General features: G+C 59.7%; 20 protein-coding genes and 1 pseudogene. 14 read left to right on the forward strand and 7 right to left on the reverse strand.

What is annotated here, in order from left to right; all coding sequences use genetic code 11:
• Nucleotides 1–68: 68 nt before the first annotated feature.
• Nucleotides 69–1,100, reverse strand: a pseudogene (locus ACIP8I_RS21475) (cache domain-containing protein); the annotation flags it as partial.
• A 184-nt stretch (nucleotides 1,101–1,284) separates the two neighbouring features.
• Here ACIP8I_RS21475 and ACIP8I_RS21480 point away from each other — a divergent pair.
• Complete coding sequence (locus tag ACIP8I_RS21480; RefSeq protein ID WP_400763767.1) at nucleotides 1,285–2,772, forward strand: helicase HerA-like domain-containing protein; 1,488 nt, start codon at nucleotides 1,285–1,287, stop codon at nucleotides 2,770–2,772.
• 90 nt (nucleotides 2,773–2,862) lie between these two features.
• Here ACIP8I_RS21480 and ACIP8I_RS21485 read toward each other — a convergent pair whose 3' ends face one another.
• Nucleotides 2,863–3,318 carry a DUF721 domain-containing protein gene (locus tag ACIP8I_RS21485; RefSeq protein ID WP_400763770.1) on the reverse strand — a complete coding sequence of 152 codons (456 nt, stop codon included), beginning with the start codon at nucleotides 3,316–3,318 and terminating at the stop codon, nucleotides 2,863–2,865.
• 307 nt (nucleotides 3,319–3,625) lie between these two features.
• Between ACIP8I_RS21485 and secA the strand changes: the two genes are divergently transcribed.
• The 4 genes from secA (at nucleotide 3,626) to ACIP8I_RS21505 (ending at nucleotide 9,582) form a co-directional block, all read left to right on the forward strand.
• The gene (secA, locus tag ACIP8I_RS21490; protein WP_007962079.1) at nucleotides 3,626–6,361 is read left to right on the forward strand and encodes a preprotein translocase subunit SecA; all 2,736 of its coding nucleotides are present in this window, start codon (nucleotides 3,626–3,628) and stop codon (nucleotides 6,359–6,361) included.
• A 135-nt stretch (nucleotides 6,362–6,496) separates the two neighbouring features.
• A complete protein-coding gene (gene argJ, locus ACIP8I_RS21495) occupies nucleotides 6,497–7,714 on the forward strand; it encodes a bifunctional glutamate N-acetyltransferase/amino-acid acetyltransferase ArgJ (RefSeq protein WP_400763773.1) in 1,218 nt (405 codons plus the stop codon).
• Nucleotides 7,715–8,005: 291 nt separating this feature from the next.
• Nucleotides 8,006–8,638 (forward strand): glutathione S-transferase family protein, encoded by a 633-nt coding sequence (locus ACIP8I_RS21500; RefSeq protein WP_007962082.1) that lies wholly within the window; start codon nucleotides 8,006–8,008, stop codon nucleotides 8,636–8,638.
• The gene (locus tag ACIP8I_RS21505; protein ID WP_400763776.1) at nucleotides 8,635–9,582 is read left to right on the forward strand and encodes a Nudix family hydrolase; all 948 of its coding nucleotides are present in this window, start codon (nucleotides 8,635–8,637) and stop codon (nucleotides 9,580–9,582) included. Before ACIP8I_RS21500 ends, ACIP8I_RS21505 begins: the two co-directional genes overlap by 4 nt.
• 113 nt (nucleotides 9,583–9,695) lie before the next feature.
• Here ACIP8I_RS21505 and ACIP8I_RS21510 read toward each other — a convergent pair whose 3' ends face one another.
• Genes ACIP8I_RS21510 through ACIP8I_RS21520 form a run of 3 tightly spaced genes read right to left on the reverse strand, consistent with a single transcriptional unit; the run spans nucleotide 9,696 to nucleotide 13,283 of the window.
• Nucleotides 9,696–10,280 carry a cob(I)yrinic acid a,c-diamide adenosyltransferase gene (locus tag ACIP8I_RS21510; RefSeq protein ID WP_400763778.1) on the reverse strand — a complete coding sequence of 195 codons (585 nt, stop codon included), beginning with the start codon at nucleotides 10,278–10,280 and terminating at the stop codon, nucleotides 9,696–9,698.
• Nucleotides 10,281–10,283: 3 nt separating this feature from the next.
• Nucleotides 10,284–12,320: an ATP-binding protein gene (locus tag ACIP8I_RS21515; RefSeq protein ID WP_400763781.1), complete on the reverse strand. Its 2,037-nt coding sequence runs from the start codon at nucleotides 12,318–12,320 to the stop codon at nucleotides 10,284–10,286.
• 45 nt (nucleotides 12,321–12,365) lie between these two features.
• Nucleotides 12,366–13,283: a putative 2-dehydropantoate 2-reductase gene (locus ACIP8I_RS21520; protein ID WP_400763783.1), complete on the reverse strand. Its 918-nt coding sequence runs from the start codon at nucleotides 13,281–13,283 to the stop codon at nucleotides 12,366–12,368.
• Nucleotides 13,284–13,423: 140 nt separating this feature from the next.
• On the opposite strand from ACIP8I_RS21520, the gene ACIP8I_RS21525 reads away from it, so the two are divergent.
• Nucleotides 13,424–13,909, forward strand: coding sequence for a YajQ family cyclic di-GMP-binding protein (locus tag ACIP8I_RS21525; protein WP_003227548.1), 486 nt, complete (start codon nucleotides 13,424–13,426; stop codon nucleotides 13,907–13,909).
• Nucleotides 13,910–14,089: 180 nt separating this feature from the next.
• Nucleotides 14,090–14,932 carry a mechanosensitive ion channel family protein gene (locus ACIP8I_RS21530; RefSeq protein WP_007912753.1) on the forward strand — a complete coding sequence of 281 codons (843 nt, stop codon included), beginning with the start codon at nucleotides 14,090–14,092 and terminating at the stop codon, nucleotides 14,930–14,932.
• Nucleotides 14,933–15,049: 117 nt separating this feature from the next.
• Here the strand turns inward: ACIP8I_RS21530 and ACIP8I_RS21535 are convergent, their stop codons facing one another.
• On the reverse strand, nucleotides 15,050–16,399 hold the full coding sequence (locus tag ACIP8I_RS21535; RefSeq protein WP_400763786.1) for an OprD family porin: 1,350 nt from the start codon (nucleotides 16,397–16,399) through the stop codon (nucleotides 15,050–15,052).
• A gap of 883 nt (nucleotides 16,400–17,282) precedes the next feature.
• On the opposite strand from ACIP8I_RS21535, the gene ACIP8I_RS21540 reads away from it, so the two are divergent.
• Together ACIP8I_RS21540 and ACIP8I_RS21545 are read left to right on the forward strand one after the other, a co-directional pair.
• Nucleotides 17,283–17,708, forward strand: a complete 426-nt coding sequence (locus ACIP8I_RS21540) for an HIT domain-containing protein (RefSeq protein ID WP_400763788.1) — start codon at nucleotides 17,283–17,285, stop codon at nucleotides 17,706–17,708.
• 3 nt (nucleotides 17,709–17,711) lie between these two features.
• On the forward strand, nucleotides 17,712–17,918 hold the full coding sequence (locus ACIP8I_RS21545) for a SlyX family protein (RefSeq protein ID WP_007962092.1): 207 nt from the start codon (nucleotides 17,712–17,714) through the stop codon (nucleotides 17,916–17,918).
• A gap of 73 nt (nucleotides 17,919–17,991) precedes the next feature.
• On the opposite strand, the gene ACIP8I_RS21550 is transcribed toward ACIP8I_RS21545, so the two are convergent.
• Nucleotides 17,992–18,594: a cold-shock protein gene (locus tag ACIP8I_RS21550; RefSeq protein WP_003227539.1), complete on the reverse strand. Its 603-nt coding sequence runs from the start codon at nucleotides 18,592–18,594 to the stop codon at nucleotides 17,992–17,994.
• A 310-nt stretch (nucleotides 18,595–18,904) separates the two neighbouring features.
• Here ACIP8I_RS21550 and ACIP8I_RS21555 point away from each other — a divergent pair, with 310 nt between their 5' ends.
• From ACIP8I_RS21555 to ACIP8I_RS21575, 5 genes are all read left to right on the forward strand, one after another.
• Complete coding sequence (locus ACIP8I_RS21555; RefSeq protein WP_007912745.1) at nucleotides 18,905–19,375, forward strand: Dps family protein; 471 nt, start codon at nucleotides 18,905–18,907, stop codon at nucleotides 19,373–19,375.
• Between the two features lie 187 nt (nucleotides 19,376–19,562).
• Nucleotides 19,563–19,898, forward strand: a complete 336-nt coding sequence (locus tag ACIP8I_RS21560; protein WP_400763792.1) for a ribbon-helix-helix domain-containing protein — start codon at nucleotides 19,563–19,565, stop codon at nucleotides 19,896–19,898.
• A 133-nt stretch (nucleotides 19,899–20,031) separates the two neighbouring features.
• Nucleotides 20,032–20,253 carry an FmdB family zinc ribbon protein gene (locus tag ACIP8I_RS21565; protein ID WP_003227532.1) on the forward strand — a complete coding sequence of 74 codons (222 nt, stop codon included), beginning with the start codon at nucleotides 20,032–20,034 and terminating at the stop codon, nucleotides 20,251–20,253.
• Nucleotides 20,254–20,353: 100 nt separating this feature from the next.
• Nucleotides 20,354–22,129 (forward strand): aspartate--tRNA ligase, encoded by a 1,776-nt coding sequence (gene aspS, locus ACIP8I_RS21570; RefSeq protein ID WP_400763794.1) that lies wholly within the window; start codon nucleotides 20,354–20,356, stop codon nucleotides 22,127–22,129.
• Between the two features lie 127 nt (nucleotides 22,130–22,256).
• Nucleotides 22,257–23,003, forward strand: coding sequence for a YebC/PmpR family DNA-binding transcriptional regulator (locus tag ACIP8I_RS21575; protein ID WP_400763797.1), 747 nt, complete (start codon nucleotides 22,257–22,259; stop codon nucleotides 23,001–23,003).
• The last annotated feature ends 106 nt before the right edge of the window (nucleotides 23,004–23,109 follow it).

Genomic DNA, 23,109 nt, shown 5'->3' on the forward strand with positions numbered 1-23,109 from the left:
CGCAACGCGACCTCGTTGACCTGCCCGGTGGCCGACGACACTTCACGGATCGAGCCGTGAATACGCTCGACGAAACGGTTGAAGGCGGTACCCAGCACGCCAAACTCATCGTTATTGACGATGGTCAGGCGCTTGGTCAGATCGCCTTCGCCATCGGCGATGTCTTCCATGGCGCGGGTCATGACGTGCAGCGGCTGGATCAGCAGGCGAATCAGCATGCCCAGCAAGGCAATGATGATCACCACCGCAATCACCGTGGCAATCACCGCCGAGGTGCGGAACTCACTGAGCATCGAGAAGGCTTTGTCTTTGTCCACCGACAGGCCGATGTACCAATTGACCGACGGCAGGCCTTTGATCGGGGTGAAGCTGACGATGCGCGTCTTGCCATCGACGCTGATTTCACTGAAGTCGCTGCTGATGCGCGGAGTGTCCTGCGGATAGGCTTCTTTCAGTGATTTCATCACCAGTGCCTTGTCCGGGTGCACGAGGATCTTGCCGTCGGCGCTGACCAGGAAGGCGTAGCCCATGCCGGAGAAGTCCCGGGCGGTGAGGGTGTCGACCAGGGTTTGCAGGCTCAGGTCGCCGCCCACCACGCCGACGCTCTGGCCGGCCTTTTTCGAGGCGGTGGCGATCGAGATGATCAACTGCCCGGTGGCGGCGTCGATGTACGGTTCGGTCAGGGTCGAGGCGCTGCTGCTCTCGGCCCCTTTATACCAAGGGCGCACCCGTGGATCGAAGCCGTCAGGCATCTTCACGTCCGGGCGGATGGTGAAGTGACCGGTGGCATCGCCCAGGTAAGTGGCCATGAACGTCGAGGTTAGGGATTTCTGTTCCAGCAGGCTGGCGACGTTGGCCGGTTCCGGGTTGATGGCGATGTTCTGGGCGGCGTTCTCGACCAGCAGAATGCGCCCGTTGAGCCAGGTCTGGATGTTGTCGGCGGTGACTTCGCCCATCTCGTTGAGATAGTTGTTCAGGTCATCGCGGATCGCGTTGCGTTGCAGCCAGTCGTTGTACAGCGTAAACGAGGCGAAAGCGGCGATGACGATGAGGGCGGCGGCAAGCAAAATTTTATGGCTGAAGCGCAGGTTTTTGTTCATGGCTTGGGGTTCCGCTAAGGTCTTAATGTCCTGGGCGTGCTTTTATAAAGACGCGCAATATGGGCAAGGGTGAAACAAACTGATATTTCCGACTCTCCTTAGGGAAATGTCCGACCGACTTTTCAGTCGGTTCTCGCCTTAGCTATCGGCCACAGCGGATTAAAGATTAACCATAGGTGACAAAATGCCTGACACATCGCAACTCGTTATCGGCGCCGATCTGGCGGGGCAACCGATTGCTCAGGCCATGCGCCTGGCTAACCGCCACGGGCTGATCGCCGGTGCGACCGGGACCGGCAAGACCGTGACTTTGCAACGCCTTGCCGAAGCATTCAGTGACGCCGGGGTCGCGGTGTTCGCCGCCGACATCAAGGGCGATCTGTGCGGCCTCGGTGCCGCCGGCAATCCGCAGGGCAAGGTCGCCGAGCGTATCGCCGGGATGCCCTGGCTCGATTACAAGCCGCAGGCTTATCCGGTGACGCTGTGGGACATTCACGGTGAATCCGGTCATCCGTTGCGTACCACCTTGAGTGAAATGGGCCCGTTGCTGATCGGCAGCCTGCTGGAACTGACCGACAGCCAGCAGTCGGCGCTGTACGCAGCCTTTAAAGTGGCGGATCGCGAAGGCCTGTTGCTGCTGGATCTGAAAGACCTCAAGGCGCTGCTCAATCACCTCAAGGACAACCCGCAGTTGCTGGGCGAAGACGCGGCGCTGATGACCACCGGTTCCAGTCAGGCACTGTTGCGCCGGCTGGCGACCCTGGAACAGCAGGGCGCTGAAGCCTTGTTCGGCGAACCGGCGCTGCAACTCGAAGACATTCTGCAACCGGCCGCCGATGGCCGTGGACGGATTCATTTGCTCGATGCCAGCCGTCTGGTGCACGAGGCTCCAAAGGTCTACGCGACGCTCCTGCTGTGGCTGCTGGCCGAGCTGTTCGAGCAGTTGCCGGAGCGCGGCGATGCCGACAAGCCGCTGCTGGCGTTGTTCTTCGATGAAGCGCATTTGCTCTTCGGCGATACGCCCAAGGCGCTGCAGGAGCGTCTGGAGCAGGTGGTGCGGCTGATTCGCTCGAAAGGTGTCGGCGTGTATTTCGTCACCCAGTCACCGGGGGATTTGCCGGATAACGTGCTGGCGCAACTCGGTCTGCGCATCCAGCACGGTTTGCGTGCGTTCACCGCCAAGGAGCAGAAGTCCCTGCGCGCGGTGGCCGATGGCTTCCGGCCGAATCCGGCATTCGACACCTTGTCGGTGCTGACGGAATTGGGTATCGGCGAAGCACTGGTCGGGACGCTGCAGGAAAAAGGCACGCCGGAGATGGTCCAGCGGGTGCTGGTGGCGCCACCGCAGTCGCGGATCGGGCCGCTGAGCGAAACCGAACGCACAATGCTGATTGCCGGGTCGCCGTTCAAGGGCCGATATGACAAACCGATCGACCGCGAATCCGCGTACGAAATCCTCATGGGCCGCAAGGATCTGGCGCCGGAGGCAGATACGCCAGCGGGTAAGCCGGCAGCCGAAGAGCCGAGCCTGGCTGATCGTGCCGGAGAGTTTCTGGGCACGGCGGCGGGGCAGGCCTTGAAATCGGCGATGCGCCAGGCGGCGAACAATCTGGGCAAACAACTGGTGCGCGGGCTGATGGGTTCGTTGCTCGGCGGCAGCAAACGCCGCTAAAAGCAAAGATCGCAGCCTGCGGCAGCTCCTACAGGGGAAATGTGTTCCAACTGTAGGAGCTGCCGCAGGCTGCGATCTTTTGCTTTTGCTTCAGGCCTTGTCTTTAGCGTGCGCCGCCAGTCGTTCAAGCGCCGCGCGCAGGCCAGGATCGCTGATCCCGTCGGCCGTGGACTGAATGGTCGCCGCCGCATCGCTCGACAGGTCCATCGTGTGCCCGGCAGCCCCAGGCTGGATGATCGGTGGTCGCACGCTGAACTTGATTCGCGTCAGGTTGGCGAACTCTTCGAACAGCTGCAGTTGCCGTTGCAGGCGTTTTTGCTGGTAGCGCAGGCGTGTAGCCCAATGGCCGTCGGTGACCACCAGCGACAGTTCACCTTCACGCCACTTGGCCACATGACAGTGTGCGCGGGCGGCGGGTTGCAGTTGGCTTTCAAGCAGGCGTTGCAGATGAGCGAGGCGTTGGGCATGGCCAAGAATGGCTTTGAGCGGTTTGGCTTCGCGTAGCAGAACGGCGGGCGCTCTGGCTGTAAGGGGGCGAAATGCCATGATCGAACACCTGAAGTAACAGAGGCGCCATGGTAGCAGAAAGCAACGGAACCACTCGCCCATTGCTTTTGTCCCTGCTTTACCCATTAAATCAACAACTAACTTCTTGCCTTGATGGGTTGAAGTTGAGCAAAACGCCCTTATTTTAAGTGAGCCCCGTCAAAGCGCAGTGCCAGCATCGTGGAATATCGCCACTTTCCTCACCACCGTTTCCGGGTAGAATGCTCGTTCGCATGCGGCCATGAGGGCTGCACGGGCGACTCACGGGGCCGCCCTCCATCCCTTTAGTGTGGAAGATCCTGCCGATATGTTTGCGCCTTTGTTAAAGAAACTTTTTGGAAGCAAGAACGAGCGTGAAGTCAAACGCATGCTCAAGACGGTGCAGCTCGTCAATGCCTTCGAAGAGCAAATGGTGGCCCTTTCGGACGATCAGTTGCGCGCCAAGACCAATGAGTTCAAGGCCCGTATCGCCAAAGGGGAATCCCTCGACAAGCTGTTGCCTGAAGCCTTCGCGGTCGCCCGTGAAGCCGGCAAGCGCGTCATGGGCATGCGCCACTTCGACGTCCAGTTGATCGGCGGCATGACCTTGCATGAAGGCATGATTGCCGAAATGCGTACCGGTGAGGGTAAAACCCTCGTGGCGACCCTGGGCGTTTACCTCAACGCGCTGTCCGGCAAGGGCGTGCACGTTGTAACCGTGAACGACTACCTGGCCCGCCGTGACGCCAACTGGATGCGCCCGCTTTATGAATTCCTCGGCCTGACCGTCGGCGTCGTGACGCCGTTCCAGCCGCCGGAAGAGAAGCGCGCCGCCTACGCTGCCGACATCACCTACGGCACCAACAACGAATTCGGTTTCGACTACCTGCGCGACAACATGGCGTTCAGCATGGAAGAGAAATTCCAGCGCGAACTCAATTTTGCCGTGATCGACGAAGTCGACTCCATCCTCATCGACGAAGCCCGTACCCCGCTGATCATTTCCGGTCAGGCCGAGGACAGTTCCAAGCTGTACATGGAGATCAACAAGTTGATCCCGCAGCTGGAATTGCACGTCGAAGAAGTCGAAGGCCAGGTCACCAAGGCTGGTCACTACACCATCGACGAGAAGACCCGTCAGGTCGAACTCAACGAAGCCGGTCACCAGTACATCGAAGAAATGCTCACCGGTGTCGGCCTGCTGGCTGAAGGCGAGAGCCTGTACTCGGCGCATAATCTGGGCCTGCTGACCCACGTCTATTCGGGTCTGCGTGCGCACAAGCTGTTCCACCGCAACGTCGAATACATCGTGCAGGACGGTCAGGTCGTACTGGTCGACGAACACACCGGTCGTACCATGCCGGGTCGTCGTCTGTCCGAAGGCCTGCACCAGGCCATCGAAGCCAAGGAAGGTCTGAACATTCAGGCCGAGAGCCAGACCCTGGCATCGACCACGTTCCAGAACTACTTCCGTCTGTACACCAAGCTGTCCGGCATGACCGGTACCGCCGACACCGAAGCGTTCGAATTCCACCAGATCTATGGCTTGCAGGTCATGGTCATTCCGCCGAACAAGCCGTTGGCGCGTAAAGATTTCAACGACCTGGTGTTCCTGACCGCCGAAGAGAAATACGCGGCGATCATCAACGACATCAAGGAAGGCATGGCCCAGGGTCGTCCGATCCTGGTGGGTACCGCGACCATCGAAACTTCCGAGCATGTGTCCAACCTGCTCAACAAGGAAGGCATCGAGCACAAGGTACTCAACGCCAAGTTCCACGAAAAAGAAGCCGAGATCATCGCGCAAGCCGGTCGTCCGGGCGCCCTGACCATCGCCACCAACATGGCCGGTCGTGGTACCGACATCCTGTTGGGCGGTAACTGGGAAGTGGAAGTCGCGGCGCTGGAAAACCCTAGCCCCGAGCAGATCGCCCAGATCAAGGCCGACTGGCAGAAGCGTCACCAGCAGGTGCTGGAGTCCGGCGGTCTGCAGGTGATCGCCTCCGAGCGTCACGAATCGCGTCGTATCGACAACCAGCTGCGTGGCCGTGCCGGTCGTCAGGGTGATGCCGGTTCCAGCCGCTTCTACCTGTCGCTGGAAGACAGCCTGATGCGCATCTTCGCCTCTGACCGGGTGAAGAACTTCATGAAAGCCCTGGGCATGCAGCCTGGCGAAGCGATCGAGCACCGCATGGTGACCAATGCGATCGAGAAGGCGCAGCGCAAGGTTGAAGGTCGCAACTTTGACATCCGCAAGCAGTTGCTTGAATTCGATGACGTCAACAACGAACAGCGTAAAGTGATCTATCACATGCGTAACACGTTGCTGGCCGCCGACAACATCGGTGAAACCATCGCCGACTTCCGTCAGGACGTGCTCAACGCCACCGTCAGCGCACACATTCCGCCGCAATCGCTGCCGGAGCAGTGGGACGTGGCCGGTCTGGAAGCTTCGCTGGAAAGCGACTTCGGGGTGAAACTGCCGATCCAGCAATGGCTCGACGAGGACGATCACCTGTACGAAGAGACGCTGCGCGAGAAGCTGATGGTCGAGCTGATGGCGGCGTACAACGAGAAAGAAGATCAGGCCGGTGCCGAAGCACTGCGCTCGTTCGAGAAACAAATCGTTCTGCGCGTGCTGGACGACCTGTGGAAAGACCACCTGTCGACCATGGATCACCTGCGTCACGGCATCCACCTGCGTGGCTACGCCCAGAAGAACCCGAAGCAGGAATACAAGCGCGAGTCGTTCACGCTGTTCTCCGAGCTGCTGGATTCGATCAAGCGCGACTCGATCCGTGTGCTGTCGCACGTTCAGGTGCGCCGCGAAGATCCGGAAGCCGAAGAGCAACGTCTGCGTCAGGAGGCCGAAGCACTGGCCGCCCGCATGCAGTTCGAACACGCCGAGGCCCCTGGTCTGGAGCAACCGGAAGTGTTGGGTGAAGAGGTCGATGTCGCCCTCGCCACCGCGCCGGTACGCAACGAGCAGAAGCTGGGCCGCAACGAACTGTGCTACTGCGGTTCGGGCAAGAAATTCAAGCATTGCCACGGGCAGATCCAGTAAACCCCGTTTCAATCGCTGAAATACCCGCGCCGCGACCGGCTCCTGCCGTCGCGGCGTTTTGCCATTCAATCCACCGCCCTTCTGTCGAAAACAGCAAGAGAGCGGTGCTGACATCATTGAGTAAGGAGCGCATTCATGGCTGTTGGTCTTGGTCCTTTGCCAACGTTGCACCCGGTTGCCGGTTTTGAACTCGGTATCGCCTCGGCCGGCATCAAGCGCCCCGGGCGCAAGGATGTAGTAGTGATGCGCTGTGCCGAAGGTTCGACCGTGGCCGGTGTGTTCACGTTGAACGCCTTTTGTGCCGCGCCGGTGATCCTGGCGAAAAAACGTGTGCAGAACGACGTGCGCTACCTGCTGACCAACACCGGCAACGCCAACGCCGGTACCGGAGAGCCGGGCCTGGCGGCTGCCGAGCGCACCACCGCCAGACTGGCCGAGCTGACAGGTGTCGATGCCAGCCAGATCCTGCCGTACTCCACCGGCGTGATCGGTGAGCCGCTGCCGGTCGAGAAGATCGAAGGCGCGCTGCAGGCCGCACTGGATGATCTGTCGGAAAACAACTGGGAAGCCGCCGCCACCGGCATCATGACCACCGACACCCTGCCCAAGGGTGCCAGCCGTCAGTTCGAGCATGACGGCGTGACCATCACCGTCACCGGCATCAGCAAAGGCGCAGGCATGATTCGCCCGAACATGGCGACCATGCTTGGCTACATCGCTACCGACGCCAAAGTCTCCCGCGACGTGCTGCACAACCTGATGCTCGACGGTGCGAACAAGTCGTTCAACCGCATTACCATCGACGGCGACACCTCGACCAACGACTGCTGCATGCTGATTGCCACCGGCAAGGCTGCACTGCCGGAAATCACCCGTGCCGAAGGCGAGTTGTTCAACAAGTTGAAGCAAGCGGTGTTCGAGGTGTGCATGGACGTGGCCCAGGCCATCGTGCGTGACGGCGAAGGCGCGACCAAGTTCGTCACCGTTGAGGTCAACGGCGGCGGCAATCATCAGGAATGCCTGGATGTCGGTTACACCGTGGCCCACTCGCCGCTGATCAAGACCGCGCTGTTCGCCTCCGACCCGAACTGGGGCCGCATTCTGGCCGCTGTCGGCCGTGCCGGCGTGCCGGATCTGGATGTAAGCAAGATCGACGTGTTCCTCGGTGACGTGTGCATCGCCAGCCGTGGCGCACGCGCAGCGACCTACACTGAGGCACAGGGTTCGGCGGTGATGCAGCAGGAAGAGATCACCATCCGCATCGAGCTGGGCCGTGGCGATTGCAGCGAAACCATCTGGACCACCGACCTGTCGCATGAATACGTGAAGATCAACGCCGAATACCGGACCTGATCCAACCTGAGACCGAGTCGCCGCCATCGCGAGCAGGCTCACTCCTACAGGGATCCGTGTCGTTCACTCATCTACTGTAGGAGTGAGTCTGCTCGCGATGGCGTTGTGTCAGGCAACATCAATGTTGAATGTGCCGGCCTCTTCGCGGGCAAGCCCGCTCCCACAGGGTTCTGTGGTCTACACGACATTTGTGCACGACCGAAACTACTGTGGGAGCGGGCTCGCCCGCGAAAGCATCGGCCCGGTCACTACAAGTCTTGAAGCTTTCCACTGACGAAAAGGCGCCACACCATGTCCCTGCACCTGATCATCGGCGACAAACTGCTTTCTTCCTGGTCGCTGCGTGCCGCACTGGCCGTCGAGCTGACCGGCGCACCCTACAGCGAAGAACTGATCAAGCTCGGCAAGCCCGACACCCGCGAGAAGCTGCTCAAGCATTCGCCGACCGCCAAGGTGCCGTTGCTGCAAACCTCTCGTGGCACCATCGCCGACTCTCTGGCGATCGCCGAATACCTGGCCGAGCAGTTTCCGTCCGAACAGCTCTGGCCGAGCGATGTTTACGCTCGCGCCCAGGCCCGTTCTGCGTGCGCGCAGATGCACAGCGGCTTTTTCGCCATGCGCAATCACATGCCGTTCAACCTGAGCCACGACGCACCGCTGAACCCGGTGCCGCCGGAAGTGAAGGTCGATATCGAGCGCGTGCTCGCGCTGTGGGCTGAATGCCGTGCTGCTGCCACAGAGCCTGGGCCGTATCTGTTTGGCCGGGTGAGTCTGGCTGATGCGTTCTTCGCCCCGATTGCCGTGCGCCTGCGGACCTACCAGGTGCAGTTGCCGGCGGTTGATCAGGCCTATGTTGAAACCATCTACCAATGGCCCGCCTTCAAGGCGTGGCAAAAGGCTGGACTGGAGGAGTTGAATCCGTGAAACGCGTACACGTCGCGGCTGCCGTCATTCGGGACGACAGCGGCAAAATCCTCATCGCCCGCCGTGCCGACACCCAGCATCAGGGCGGCTTGTGGGAGTTTCCCGGCGGCAAGGTCGAGGCTGACGAATCCGTCGAAAGCGCCCTGGCTCGCGAGCTTCAGGAAGAATTGGGCATCGTCGTGGGCGCCGCTCGTCCACTGATCAAGGTTCGCCACGACTACCCGGACAAGCAGGTGTTGCTGGATGTCTGGGAAGTCTCAAGCTTCAGCGGTGAACCCCACGGCGCCGAAGGTCAGCCACTGGCCTGGGTCAGCGCGAAAGAACTGACCGGCTACGAGTTTCCGGCCGCCAACCAGCCAATCGTCGCCGCCGCACGCCTGCCCGCTGAATACTTGATCACTCCGGAAGATCTGGAAGCCCCGGCCTTGCTGCGCGGCATTCAGAAGGCGATTGCCGGCGGGATCAAACTGATCCAGCTGCGTGCGCCCAACGGCTACGACCCCAAATACCGCGATCTGGCGGTGGATGCAGCCGGTCTGTGTGCCGGCAAGGCGCAGTTGATGATCAAGGGCCCGTTCGAATGGCTCGGCGACTTCCCGTCTGCCGGCTGGCATATCACTGCCGCGCAACTGCGCAAATACGCCGCAGCGGGGCGGCCGCTGCCGGCGGAGCGCTGGTTGGCGGCTTCGTGCCACAACGCTGAAGAACTGGCGCTGGCCGAGCAGATGGGCGTGGATTTCGTCACCCTGTCGCCGGTACAGCCGACCTTGACCCACCCGGACGCACAACCGTTGGGCTGGGAGCAGGCTGCGGCGTTGATCGAGGGCTTTGGCAAACCGGTGTTCTTGCTCGGCGGGGTTGGCCCGGCGGAGCGCGAGAAGGCTTGGGGTGTCGGGGCTCAGGGTGTGGCGGGGATTCGGGCGTTCTGGCCGGATTCTGTTTAACGGCTAGCGGCCTCATCGCGAGCAGGCTCACTCCTACAATTAACCGTGTTTTACCTGATGGAATGCGATCAACTGTAGGAGTGAGCCTGCTCGCGATGGCGTCCTGTCAGGCGCTACTTATCTGAAGGCTTCACCGCCGGCTGCCACAAAATCTCCGCAATCCCCTGCCGCCGCGCAATCAACCTTGCGGCCACGAACAACAGATCCGACAGCCGATTGATATACGCCAGGCCAACCCCGGCCAATGGCTCAATTGCATTCAAATGCTGACAGCGTCGCTCGGCACTGCGCGCCAGACTGCGGCACACATGGGCCTGGGCAATCAACATCGAACCGCCGGGCAGGATGAAATTCTCCAGCGGCCCCAATTCCTCGTTCCACACATCGATCGCCGCTTCCAGGCGCTCGATTTCCGCCGCATTCAGCGCCTGATATTGCGGCATCGCCAGTTCACCGCCGAGGTCAAACAGGCGATGCTGGCAAGGCGCGAGCACGTCGATCAGTTCATTCAAACCCGGGAATGCCTCACGTTCGGCGATCAATCCGGCCAGCAGCACACCGACCTGACTGTTCAGCGTGTCGACTTCGCCAATCGCTTCGATCCGCGGGTGATCCTTGGGTACGCGGCGGCCATCGCCCAGGCCGGTTTCGCCTTTGTCGCCGGTGCGGGTGTAAATCTTCGACAAGCGAAAGCCCATGGGTTACCTCGGTAGTTGATTGGTTTCGGCAGCGATGGCTGCCGGTTGTGCCAGCGGCAGGCGCAGGGTAAAGCAGGTGCCCTGACCGGGCGCCGACTGCACTTCCATCTGGCCTTTATGGTTATTGGTGATGATGAAGTACGACACCGACAGCCCCAGCCCTGTGCCCTGGCCGATTTCCTTGGTGGTGAAGAACGGCTCGAAAGTACGTTTGCGCACGTTCTCGCTCATGCCGATGCCGTTGTCCTCGACCTGGATCTCGGCCCATGGCGGATTGAGCTTGGTGCGCAGGATGATCCGCCCCGGCTCGCTGTCGTCCTCGCGCTGGTGAATGGCTTGCGCGGCGTTTTTCAACAGGTTGAGCAGCACTTGTTCCAGTTCGTTGGCGGTGCCCGGCACCGGGCCGAGCGCCGGATCGAACTGGCGGATGATCGCCTGGCCTTTGAAGTCGAAACCGATCGCCAGATCGAAGTCGTTGCCAGCAATTTCCACCGCCTGATCGATCAACGCGGGCAGATCGCACGGGGCCATTTGCCGGGTGCTGCGGCGGCTGAAACTGAGCATGTGGGTGACGATTTTTGCCGCGCGCGCGCCGGCCTGCTGGATGCCGTCGAGCAGTTTCGGCACTTCACGGCTTTGCAGGTAGCGGTTGACCGTGTCCAGTCCGATGCCGAGCTGCTCGGCGGTTTCGAGGTTCTTCGGCAGATCCGCCGACAGCCGCCGACGAATGTTCTGCACGTTGTGCAGGATCGCGCCGAGCGGGTTGTTGATCTCATGGGCCATGCCGGCAGCGAGGCCACCGACCGAGAGCATTTTCTCCGACTGCACCATCATTTCTTCCAGCGACAGGCGCTGGGTGATGTCGTCGATGCGGATCACCACACCACGCCCGGCACCGCCCATCAGCGGGTAAAAGGTCAGGGCGTAATGCTTGGGTTCGTCATCCTTGAACCAGGTCACTCGCTCGATTTTCGCCACCGTGTGCTCTTCCACGGTCTGTTTGAGTTGCGGCAGAAACGGCTTGAGCGGTTCGAAGGCGAGGAAGATCGGCTGGTTCAGCGCTTCATCCAGGCGCGTCCCGGAGAGGGCGCTGGCCTCCTGGTTCCACTGGGTCACGTAGAGCTGCTCGTCGAGGGCGATCAGCGCCGAGGGCATGGAGTCGATGATGCTGTTGAGGTAGTTCTGGAATCCGGTGAGCTTCTTCTCGATCTTGCTCCGCACCTGGACCTCCAGCTCCAGCTTGCGGTTGGTGTGGCGGGTTTCTTCGGCCAGGCCCTGCGCCTGATCGTAAGCGGCCTGCGAGTCATCGCGGGCGCGCTTGAGCTGTTGTTCGCGGGCCTCGATACGCGAGAGCATGGTGTTGAACGCCTCGGCAAGACTGCCGATTTCATCGTGGTTGCCGCGTGAGGCGCGCAGGGCATAGTTCTCTTCGCGAGTGACCTGACGCGACAGCTCTTCCAGCTCATGGATCGGCCGGGTGATCAGGCGTTTGATCTGCCGTGCAATCACCAGCCACAGCAGCACACTGAAAATCAGGATGCCGAGACTGGCAGTCAGGGTGCCGGTGTAGAACGCCATCGGCAGTTCACTGCTGGCCACCAGCAGCAGATGCCCCGGCGCGGTGCCGGGGCGGGGCAGGGTGATCAACTGGTTGCTGCGAAACTCGGTCAGTTGCCAGGCTTCGACGTGCCGATAGCGTTCCGGCAGATTGAGCTTGTCGCCACGCTGCACCTGGGCGATGCGGTCACCCTTGCCGTCATACAGCGCCGCCGCGCGCAACGGCGAATAGCTGTCGAGTTCCTTGAGCAGGCGTTCGGCGCTTTGTGGCGACTCGAGGGCTTGCGCGACCAGGCTCGGGTTGGAGATCAGTCGGCCGATGGTCTGCAGGGCCTGCGGCGCCATGCTTTCCTGGGAGATGTAATAGGCGGCGCTGATAAAGGTCAGGTTGGCGACCAGCAGGACGGTGGTCAACAACACCAGCAGGGCGGCCAGCAGTTTCTGGCCGACCGGCAGGTTTTCAAGGCGCTGGCGCAATGGCATCAGGTTTATCGCAGCAAAGGAACAAGTGGGCAGCGTAGCCGCTGCTCAGTCGCTGGGCAATCCAAGGCTGCGCAGATGGCCGACCAACCGTTGCTGCAATTGCTTGAGGTGCGGCAGATTCAGTTGATGACGGCTGGCGACTTTGCAGGCGTGGCCCAGCAGATAGCTGATTTCGGTGCGGCGCTGGTTGGCCACGTCCTGATACATCGACGAGTAATTGGCCGCTGTGGCGTGGATCACCCGTTCGACTTCCTGTTGCAGATCGAGCGCCGCCGCCGGTTGACCGCAACGCTCCAGCAATTCGGCAAGTTCTGCGCACAGCGTGGCGACTTCGCATTGATGCTGTTTCAGCCCGCCGTTACGGCAATCGTGGAGCACGGTCAGTGGATTGATCGCGCAATTGAGCGCCAGTTTGCGCCACAGCCGGGTGAGGATGTCGGCGCTCCATTCGTGGGGGATGTTCGCCGCTTGCAGGTCGTCCAGCCAGATCGGCGCCACCGGATGGCCGGCATCACCCAGCCAGGTGAAACCGTGGCCGGCAAACACCACGCGCCAGTCGCCGTCGCGGAACGCGCCTTCGGTGCTGGAGGCGCTGATGCAGCGTGCCTGCGGCACCACCGCTGCGACCGCGTCCTGACTGCCGAGGCCGTTTTGCAGCAGGACCAGCTCGGCATCTGCGCTCAGGCGCGGGGCGAGGCGGGCGACGGCGCTTTCGGCGTCATAGGCCTTGCAGGCGACCAGCAGGCGGCGGATCGGCTCTGGATCGTCCGCCGTTTGCGCGGGGACGGTATATGTAGTGGCTGCGCCGTGTTCGACCAGCGTCAGACCGCCCGCCGCCTGATAGCTGCGCAAACGCTCGGCATCCCGCACGATCAGCCGCACCGGCAGACCGGCCCGCGCCAGACGCGTGGCCCACAGGGTGCCGAGGCTGCCGGCGCCGAGAACGTGCCAGGGGGTGGACATCAGTTTTTCACTCGGTAAGGTACTGGCATGCAAGGCTCGCCGTATCGGTGGGAAAAGACCCGTTATAATGAGCCGGATTTTAACCGCAAGCCAAGCGCGCTCCATCCTCATCGAGCGCGCCTTTTTATTGGAGAGATTACATGCCGTCGTTCGACGTGGTATCCGAACTGGACAAACACGAGCTGACCAACGCGGTCGAGAACGCCGTGAAGGAACTCGATCGTCGCTATGACCTGAAAGGCAAGGGCAGCTTCGAGTTCAAGGAAAAGGACCTGACCGTCAACCTGACCGCTGAAGCCGGGTTCCAGCTGGAAGCGATGATCGAGATCCTGAAGCTGGCTCTGACCAAGCGCAAGATCGATGTGCAGTGCCTTGAAGTCAAAGATGCTTACGCTTCGGGCAAGCTGATGAAGCAGGACGCCATTCTCAAGGAAGGCATCGACAAGGAACTGGCGAAGAAGATTGTCGCGCACATCAAGGACGCCAAGCTCAAGGTGCAGGCCGCCATCCAGGGCGAGCAGGTACGTGTGACCGGCAAGAAGCGCGATGACCTGCAGGAAGCCATCGCGGCCCTGCGCGCCAAGGAATTCGGCATGCCGCTGCAGTTCAACAACTTCCGCGACTAAGTCCGGTCAGATGATCTGTGGGAGCGAGCTTGCTCGCGAAAGCGGTATGTCATTCAGCCATGAGTTGACTGGCACACCGCCTTCGCGAGCAAGCTCGCTCCCACATTGTTTTATGTATACCTGGCGGTTTCTGCCGCTGATTTTTTACAGCCCGGGTAGCCGGACATCAGGAGATGGATGATGGATTTGAATGCTGAGGTAGACAACCTGGTCAAGGCGTCCCAGGCGTGGATTCCGATGATCATGGAATACGGCAGCCGCGTGCTGCTGGCGGTGATTACCCTGGCCATCGGCTGGTGGCTGATCAACAAGGTCACGCAAAAACTCGGCGGTCTGCTGGCCCTGCGCAATGCTGACCTGGCGCTGCAAGGCTTCATCAGCAGCCTGGCGAACATCATCCTCAAGGTGTTGCTGATCGTCAGCGTCGCCTCGATGATCGGCGTGGAAACCACCTCGTTCGTGGCTGCGATCGGTGCTGCCGGCCTGGCCATCGGTCTGGCGTTGCAAGGCAGCCTGGCGAACTTCGCCGGCGGCGTGTTGATTTTGCTGTTCCGTCCATTCCGTATCGGTGACTGGATCGAAGCGCAAGGCGTGGCGGGTACGGTCGACAGCATCCAGATTTTCCACACCGTGCTGCGTACCGGCGACAACAAGACCATCATCGTGCCGAACGGCAATCTGTCGAACGGCATCATCACCAACACCAACCGTCAGCCAACCCGCAAAGTGGTGTTCGACGTGGGTGTGGATTACGAAGCGGATCTGCAGAAGGCCCGTCAAGTGCTGCTGGATCTGGCCAAGGATGAGCGCGTGTTGCAGGACCCTGCGCCACAAGCGGTCATTTCGACATTGGGTGACAGTTCGATCACGGTTTCCCTGCGAGTCTGGGTTAAAACTGCAGACTATTGGGATGTGATGTTCATGTTTAACGAACAGTCGCGTGATCGTTTAAAGACTGCCGGTATTGATATTCCGTTTCCACAGCGCGTAATTCGTGTGGTTCAGGAATCGGCAACACAATGATAGGTTGCTAATTAAATGCCTGACTTGCTGGTCAGGCATTTATTACAAGTGACAGGCAATAAAAAGGCCCATCCGTAGATGGGCCTTTTTTTATGCTTCGAAACTAACCACTGACAATTACAGGATGTTCAGTGGGTATTCGGTGATCAGGCGGAACTCTTTAACGTCGCCTTCGCCTTCGTCAGCGTTAGCAACGTGCCAGGCTTGACGGATGCGGAAGGACAGATCTTTCGCTGGGCCAGACTGAACAACGTACTTGGCTTCGAAGTTGGTTTCGTGGTGTTTACCGTCTTCGCCGTACAGGCCGGCGTAAGCGCTACCCGCTGGAGTGTGGGTACCGTCGATATCCCAACCTTTAACGTAACGAACCATGAAGCTCAGGCCAGGAACGCCGTACTCGGCCATTTTCAGGTCGTAACGGGCTTGCAGGGATTTCTCGCCAGCACCGTTGAAGTCGGAGTACTGGATGGAGTTGGCGAGGAAGATCGAGTCGCCACCACGGTTGTTCTTGCCCACGCCGATGTAGTCGAACGGGGTGTCGCCGTTGACCTTCTGGAAGGCCAGGGTGAAGGTGTGTGCCTTCAGGAACGACAGGGCGGTTGCCAGCGAGAAGGCGGTGTTGCTGATGTCGCCCGCTTTGGCGCTGCCGGTGTCGGTGGTGCGGTAGATGTTGAAGTCGGTGTTCAGCGAAGTGTCACCACCAAACGGGGTAGTGAGGTTCACGTTGGCGTAGTACTGATTCCAGATGTCTTCCAGCTTGGCGCCGTACAGCGATGCAGTCAGGTTGTCAGTGATGCCGTATTTGCCACCGAAGTAGTCGATGTTTTTGGCTTCAACACCCGCGTAGGTGGCGTAAAGGCCGCCTTCACGTGCGTTTTTGTCCTGGCTGGTAGCCGAGTAGAAGTGACCCGCTTCGAGGTCCAGATCTTTGACTTCGCTGCTCTGCAACTGGAAGCCAGTGGCAGTTTGCGGAAGGATACGGGAGCCGCCAACAGCGAATACCGGAGCGGTGCTTGGCTGCATGTCGCCAAATTTCAGCTCGGTTTTGGAGATGCGGAATTTAACGGCAGCGCCGGCTTTGCCTTGGCTGTCGTTAACGTCGTGGGCATAACCGTTGGCCTTGACGGTGTCGCTACGGCTCATGTTACCGGTGCCGGAAGTACCATCACCGCCATCCAGTTTGACCGCCAGGTAACCGAATGCATCGATACCGACGCCTACAGTGCCTTGGGTGTAACCGGAAGTGAAGTTACCAAGAAAGCCCTGGGTCCAGTCTTTCTGGTCGTGGCCACCGTTCTTGTTGTCGCGGTTGAAGTAGTAGTTCTTCAACGTCTCGGTGAGTTTCGCGCCTTCAACAAAACCTTTGGCTTCTGCCTGGTCATCTACAAACGGGGCGGCCGTAGCCAACTGAGTACTGGCTGCTGCTGCAACTGCCAGTGCGATTGTGCTCCACTTCATCACGCGCATCGTGATTTGCTCCTTTGGTTTTAGAAGAGTACTGCCGTCCCACCTGTTTTATTATCTGGGCGGCTCTTTCTTTTTGTGTCGGCGCAAACTTATATCACGCCGACATTGTTGGCGATACTTGCACATACAACCTTTCATGTTCTTTACGACGAGGTCGCAAATAGCTTGGTCGATGTCGCAAATTCACATTACCCATGCAGCCGGGCTGACAACTTTATCGCTGTTTCTGGGCCTTTTTGCATCGGTAAAAAAGAGTCCCTGGCAAAACACTTGAATCTCCATTGGGGCAACCCTGCCACCGTATTTGGTTGGTCTAAGCTGCCACTTCACGTGCTGCGCTTATAGACCATGTGTGTCTCAATGCAACAAGCGTGCACAAAGTGCAGGGTTGCCGCGTTTATTTTTCTGAACACCCGCCTGTAGCCGTAAAAACCTCACAAAAACGGGGGTTCAAGCCCTTTTGTATCAGGGGCTTGACGCATACCTTTACATCGTGTTGTCACGTTCGAAGGGTGGCGTGACAACCAAAAACGTTACCGGTTCACCCCATAAGTGAGTATTTGGCGGATGCCCGACGCACTGAGCGTAGACGCACTGTGCGCTTTTGGTGCAAAAAATTTACAGGCTGTACCGGATTCATACAGTGTGTGGTCACTCGGCTGTCGGGTTGATCTGGGCGTCTCGGGCATTTGTTCGTGCTCGAGGGCAAACCTGGCGCTGTGATGGTGCACGGTCCGTATGAATGCCTCTTGCAAGGGCCTGAGTGGGCTGGCTTCGTGAACCCCGGCGCATTCGCAGGTATGCTGCCTGCCTGTCGCTTGGTGCGTCGCCCGTCGGGATGGCCGCTAAGCTGAATTGTGTAGATCAGCCGGGAGTGCATGCAGTGTTTGCTTTAGATTCACGACTTCAACAGGACACCCTGACCATCGGCGACTTCCCGCTCTGCCGGCTGCTGTTGTCCAACGATGCCAATTACCCGTGGTTCATCCTGGTGCCACGCCGCGACGATATCAGCGAGTTGTTTCAGTTGGATGTCGCCGACCAGCAGCAGTTGTGGCAGGAAACCACCGCGCTGGCCGAGTTGCTCAAGGACTTGTTCGACGCCGACAAGCTGAACGTCGCAACTCTAGGCAACGTCGTCAGCCAACTGCACATGCATGTGATCGTGCGCAAACGTGACGATGCGGCATGGCCGGCGCCAGTCTGGGGCAAACATCCGGCAAAGCCCTACAGCGCCGAGCAGGTAGCGGCCATTCGTGAGCGGTTGCGTCTGGTGCTGACCGAACACTTCACGTTTCTGGAGAGTTGAACCATGAACCTTGAAGAACGCGTTACCGATCTGGAAAGCCGCCTGGCTTTTCAGGATGACACCATTCAGGCGTTGAACGACGAGCTGGTGGCGCAGCAGCGCGTAATCGAGCGCCTGCAGCTGCAGATGGCCGCCTTGCTCAAGCGTCAGGAAGAGATGGTCGGGCAGTTCGACTCTTTCGAGGAAGAGGCGCCACCGCCGCATTACTGATGCCAGGCACGTTTGTGCAGGCATAAAAAAACCGCGATCAGCCTGGCTGCTCGCGGTTTTTTATTACCCTGGATCAGCGACGCGGCAGGGCGGCGATCACGTCCTCGGCTTGCAGGCCTTTGTCCCGGTTCATCACCGAGAACTCCACGCGCTGGCCTTCGACCAGTACGCGGTGGCCTTCGCCACGGATTGCACGAAAGTGCACGAAAATATCATCGCCGGAATCCCGGGAGATAAAGCCGAAGCCCTTGGAGGTGTTGAACCACTTGACGGTACCGGTATCACGATTGCTCATGTCATAGCTGACAGGTGCGGCAGCCGGTGAAGATTTGTAGAAGCTCACAGCCAGATGCACAACCACGGCAACCAGGGCGATCACCAGGCTGAACAACACGGCAGGTTGACCGGCGATGACTGGCATCGGTGCGATCAGGGTCAGGGTTTGCAGGACGACAGTCAGCACGAGAAGAGCGCTGACCAGATTTTGCAGATGCTGGCGCGGGCCTTTGTTCCAGTAAGGAATCACTGGAGCGATGACCAGGTTCAGCAGGCCGAAAAAGGCCAGGTAAAGTGCATCGGGTTGTTGCAGGTAAGGAACGGCTTCGGATTTCAAGCTAGGTATGAACGACAGCAGCAAGGCCGCTGCGCCCATTAGCAGGTGGACGATCTTCAACATTTTGATTGGCTCACGTTATGACGGCTCACAAGGAAGAGCTGAAGGCGCACGGTTCGCTTCGGAACAATAAAGAGGCGTTGGACACGTGCCCGGCATCAGCCTATGCGCGACACCCCCGAAAAACGGGGCTTAGCGACACACTGCCTATTTAACAGCAAAGCCTGCAGCGACTCAAATTACCCCGGCCAGCGGCACCGGCCCGGTCGATTTGTCGCACGGCGAGTGAAGATTGCCGGCTGCGAGGTGGCGGCTGTCTTGCTAGAGTGGGGCTGCACCTGTTGGATGAATTCAATCGCCTTAGGGGGTAAACATGGCAATCGATATCGGTATCAGTGAAGAAGACCGCAAGTCCATCGTCGAGGGGCTGTCGCGCCTGCTGTCGGACACCTACGTGCTGTATCTGAAAACCCATAACTTCCACTGGAACGTCACCGGGCCCATGTTCAGGACCCTGCATCTGATGTTCGAAGAGCAATACAACGAGCTGGCGCTGGCGGTGGATCTGATCGCCGAGCGCATCCGCGCTCTGGGTTTTCCGGCGCCGGGTGCCTACGCGACTTACGCACGTCTCTCCTCTATTAAAGAAGAAGTCGGCGTGCCAAGTGCCGAGGACATGATCAAGCAGTTGGTCGACGGCCAGGAAGCGGTCACGCGCACCGCTCGCGGCATCTTCCCGTTGCTGGACAAAGTCAGTGACGAGCCGACGGCCGACCTGCTGACCCAGCGCATGCAAGTACACGAGAAGACTGCGTGGATGCTGCGCGCGTTGCTCGAGGCCTGATAATCCGGTGCGCGGATATCCGGGGGTAATGGATGTCCGCGTGCTGTTTCAAATCTTACTGAACATGTCGGCTTATCCTACGTTGCTGGGCAACTAGTCATCTGGCGCTGGCTCTGCGTCTGCGTTTTTATGAAGGCACAGGATGTTGTCTTTATAAAAGCAGCGATGACAAAGGAGTGTCAGCGATATGGTGGGTGCAGACAGGCAAAGCGAACATGGCGTTTCGCAGCAGGCTCTGAAGGTTGATCCGTTTGTCAGCGATTTCGACTTCGAGCTGATCCGGCCGCTGGCGAGATCAGTGCGGTTGAACGGGTTTGCCACGTGCTTGAGGCTCGAGCAGGTTTACTGGAACATTCTCGGTGACATGGCCGGGCACAATGGCTGCTCGGTCAGTACGTTGCTGTCCCACGTGGACCGCCAGGTGCACCTGCGTCACGGCGGGGTGAAAAACTTCAGCGGTCTGGTACGGGTGGTGTGTGTGATGAATGGCCTGCGCGATACCCCGGCGGCCGTCATGTCCTGAACGACCAATACTTGAAATGACGTGGCGGGCTGTGCAGTCTTACGGCTGCACAGCCCGCATTTAATGGATATAATCCCGCTCTTTCGCCGCAAAGCCCTGCGCGCGGTGGCAATCTGATCGCCGAGACACCCCCATGCCGATGTACGATTATCAATGTGCTTCCTGTGGTCATCAGTTGGAAGCCATTCAAAAGATCAGCGAGGCACCGCTGGTCGACTGCCCTGCCTGTCAGGCGCCAGAGCTCAAGAAACAGCTGTCCATGCCGGGTTTTCGCCTCAGCGGCAGCGGTTGGTACGAAACCGATTTCAAGACCGGAGCCAAGAAGAATCTGGCCGGTGGCGACAAATCTGACTAGGGTTCAAACCCTGGTCGAACGACACGCGTGAGATTTCGCAGTGCTTGAGTGCGACGGAATCTCCACCGAATTTCGAATTACGAGAAGCGAAACCACTACCATGATGCGCAGCCATTATTGCGGCCAACTGAACGAAAGCCTGGAAGGCCAGGAAATTACCCTTTGCGGATGGGTTCACCGTCGTCGCGACCACGGCGGGGTGATTTTCCTCGATATCCGTGATCGTGATGGTCTGGCTCAGGTGGTGTTCGATCCGGATCGCGCCGAGAGCTTCGCCGCCGCCGATCGCGTGCGCAGCGAATACGTGGTGAAGATCACCGGCAAGGTACGTCTGCGTCCGGCGGGTGCGACCAACGCCAACATGGCGTCGGGCATGATCGAAGTGCTGGGCTACGAGCTGGAAGTGCTGAACGAGTCGGAAACCCCGCCGTTCCCGCTCAACGAATACTCCGACGTCGGCGAAGAAACCCGTCTGCGCTACCGCTTCCTGGATCTGCGTCGTCCGGAAATGGCCGAGAAGCTGCGTCTGCGTTCGCGCATGACCACCAGCATCCGTCGCTACCTCGACGAGAACGGCTTCCTCGACGTCGAAACGCCGATCCTGACCCGCGCGACTCCGGAAGGCGCCCGTGACTACCTGGTGCCGAGCCGTACTCACGCCGGTTCGTTCTTCGCGCTGCCGCAATCGCCTCAGTTGTTCAAGCAACTGCTGATGGTTGCCGGTTTCGACCGTTACTACCAGATCGCCAAATGCTTCCGCGACGAAGACCTGCGTGCCGACCGTCAGCCTGAGTTCACTCAGATCGACATCGAGACCAGCTTCCTCGACGAAAAAGACATCAGGGGCCTGACCGAAGGCATGATCCGCAACCTGTTCAAGGAAGTGCTGGATCTGGAATTCGGCGAATTCCCGCACATGACCTTTGAAGAAGCCATGCGTCGTTACGGTTCCGACAAGCCGGACCTGCGTAACCCGCTGGAACTGGTCGACGTTGCCGATCAACTCAAAGAAGTCGAATTCAAGGTGTTCAGCGGCCCGGCCAATGATCCGAAATGCCGTATCGCTGCACTGCGCGTTCCAGGCGGGGCAAGCATGCCGCGCAAGCAGATCGACGACTACACCAAGTTCGTCGGCATCTACGGTGCCAAGGGCCTGGCGTACATCAAGGTCAACGAGCGCGCTGCCGGTGTTGAAGGTCTGCAATCGCCGATCGTGAAAAACATCCCTGAAGCCAACCTGAACGTGATCCTCGATCGCGTCGGTGCGGTTGACGGCGATATCGTGTTCTTCGGCGCCGACAAGGCCAAGATCGTCAGCGAAGCCTTGGGCGCGCTGCGTATCAAGCTGGGTCACGACCTCGACCTGCTGACTTGCAAGTGGGCGCCAATGTGGGTCGTCGACTTCCCGATGTTCGAAGAAAACGACGATGGCAGCTTCTCGGCGCTGCACCACCCGTTCACCGCACCGAAGTGCTCCCCTGAAGAGCTGGAGGCCAACCCGGCCGGCGCTCTGTCCCGCGCCTACGACATGGTGCTGAACGGTACCGAACTGGGTGGCGGTTCGATCCGTATCCACCGCAAGGAAATGCAGCAAGCGGTGTTCCGTCTGCTGGGTATCAACGAAGCGGAACAGGAAGAGAAGTTCGGCTTCCTGCTTGACGCGCTGAAGTACGGTGCACCGCCGCACGGTGGTCTGGCCTTCGGTCTGGACCGTCTGGTGATGCTGATGACCGGCGCCCAGTCGATCCGTGAAGTGATCGCCTTCCCGAAAACCCAGAGTGCTGCGGACGTCATGACCCAAGCGCCGGGTGTGGTGGATGCCAAGGCACTGCGCGAGCTGCACATTCGTTTGCGCGAAACGCCAAAGGCTGAGTAAGACGGGCCTGAAGGCGCATCTTCGGATGCGCCTTTTTTCTTTCTATAGAGAGCAGGTCGAGATTTTTTGTTTGCTGGCCGCTGCGTGAGCAGGGCGGGCAACGTTTCAAGAGAATTCGGAGCGAGTTATGGCAGGTCATTCCAAGTGGGCGAACATCAAGCACCGCAAAGAACGTCAGGATGCCAAGAGAGGCAAGATCTTCACCAAGTGGATCCGTGAACTGACCGTTGCGGCCCGTCAGGGCGGCAGTGATCCGGGTTCCAACCCGCGTCTGCGTCTGGCCCTGGACAAGGCCCTTGGCGCGAACATGAGCCGCGACATCATCGATCGCGCCGTGGCCCGTGGCGCCGGTGCGACCGAAGCGGACAACGTTGAAGAGCTGACCTACGAAGGTTACGGCCCGGGTGGCGTGGCGGTGATGGTCGAATGCATGACCGACAACCGCAACCGTACCGCTGCAGCCGTCCGCCATGCATTCAGCAAGTGTGGCGGCAACCTCGGCACCGACGGGTCGGTCGCGTACCTGTTCGAGCGCAAGGGGCAGATCAGCTTCGCCCCGGGCGTCGACGAAGACGCCCTGACCGAAGCGGCGCTGGAAGCCGATGCCGACGACGTCGTCAGCCATGAAGACGGCTCGATCGACGTGTTCACCTCGTTCACCAGTTTCTATGCGGTGCGTAACGCGCTGGAAGCGGCCGGGTTCAAAGGCGACGACGCAGAAATCGTCATGCAGCCGACCACCAGCGCCGAGCTGGATCTGGAAGGCGCGGAGAAGGTGCTCAAGCTGATCGACATGCTCGAGGATCTGGATGACGTGCAGAACGTCTATTCAAACGCAGACATTCCGGAAGACGTGGCCGCTCAGCTCGGTTAAGAGCGACTACGATTCAATGTGGGAGCTGGCTTGCCAGCGATGGCGTCGGCACATCAGGCAATGATGGCGCCTGACACTCCGTCATCGCTGGCAAGCCAGCTCCCAC

The organism is Pseudomonas sp. NPDC088414 (assembly GCF_044753325.1).
Lineage (GTDB): Bacteria > Pseudomonadota > Gammaproteobacteria > Pseudomonadales > Pseudomonadaceae > Aquipseudomonas.

What these genes read in the sequence shown, in the direction of transcription:
- ACIP8I_RS21480 (WP_400763767.1), top strand. Translation starts at nt 1,285, where the DNA reads ATGCCTGACACATCGCAACTCGTTATCGGCGCCGATCTGGCGGGGCAA.
- ACIP8I_RS21485 (WP_400763770.1), bottom strand. Translation starts at nt 3,318, where the DNA reads ATGGCATTTCGCCCCCTTACAGCCAGAGCGCCCGCCGTTCTGCTACGC.
- secA (WP_007962079.1), top strand. Translation starts at nt 3,626, where the DNA reads ATGTTTGCGCCTTTGTTAAAGAAACTTTTTGGAAGCAAGAACGAGCGT.
- argJ (WP_400763773.1), top strand. Translation starts at nt 6,497, where the DNA reads ATGGCTGTTGGTCTTGGTCCTTTGCCAACGTTGCACCCGGTTGCCGGT.
- ACIP8I_RS21500 (WP_007962082.1), top strand. Translation starts at nt 8,006, where the DNA reads ATGTCCCTGCACCTGATCATCGGCGACAAACTGCTTTCTTCCTGGTCG.
- ACIP8I_RS21510 (WP_400763778.1), bottom strand. Translation starts at nt 10,280, where the DNA reads ATGGGCTTTCGCTTGTCGAAGATTTACACCCGCACCGGCGACAAAGGC.
- ACIP8I_RS21515 (WP_400763781.1), bottom strand. Translation starts at nt 12,320, where the DNA reads ATGCCATTGCGCCAGCGCCTTGAAAACCTGCCGGTCGGCCAGAAACTG.
- ACIP8I_RS21520 (WP_400763783.1), bottom strand. Translation starts at nt 13,283, where the DNA reads ATGTCCACCCCCTGGCACGTTCTCGGCGCCGGCAGCCTCGGCACCCTG.
- ACIP8I_RS21525 (WP_003227548.1), top strand. Translation starts at nt 13,424, where the DNA reads ATGCCGTCGTTCGACGTGGTATCCGAACTGGACAAACACGAGCTGACC.
- ACIP8I_RS21530 (WP_007912753.1), top strand. Translation starts at nt 14,090, where the DNA reads ATGGATTTGAATGCTGAGGTAGACAACCTGGTCAAGGCGTCCCAGGCG.
- ACIP8I_RS21535 (WP_400763786.1), bottom strand. Translation starts at nt 16,399, where the DNA reads ATGCGCGTGATGAAGTGGAGCACAATCGCACTGGCAGTTGCAGCAGCA.
- ACIP8I_RS21545 (WP_007962092.1), top strand. Translation starts at nt 17,712, where the DNA reads ATGAACCTTGAAGAACGCGTTACCGATCTGGAAAGCCGCCTGGCTTTT.
- ACIP8I_RS21550 (WP_003227539.1), bottom strand. Translation starts at nt 18,594, where the DNA reads ATGTTGAAGATCGTCCACCTGCTAATGGGCGCAGCGGCCTTGCTGCTG.
- ACIP8I_RS21555 (WP_007912745.1), top strand. Translation starts at nt 18,905, where the DNA reads ATGGCAATCGATATCGGTATCAGTGAAGAAGACCGCAAGTCCATCGTC.
- ACIP8I_RS21560 (WP_400763792.1), top strand. Translation starts at nt 19,563, where the DNA reads ATGGTGGGTGCAGACAGGCAAAGCGAACATGGCGTTTCGCAGCAGGCT.
- ACIP8I_RS21565 (WP_003227532.1), top strand. Translation starts at nt 20,032, where the DNA reads ATGCCGATGTACGATTATCAATGTGCTTCCTGTGGTCATCAGTTGGAA.
- aspS (WP_400763794.1), top strand. Translation starts at nt 20,354, where the DNA reads ATGATGCGCAGCCATTATTGCGGCCAACTGAACGAAAGCCTGGAAGGC.
- ACIP8I_RS21575 (WP_400763797.1), top strand. Translation starts at nt 22,257, where the DNA reads ATGGCAGGTCATTCCAAGTGGGCGAACATCAAGCACCGCAAAGAACGT.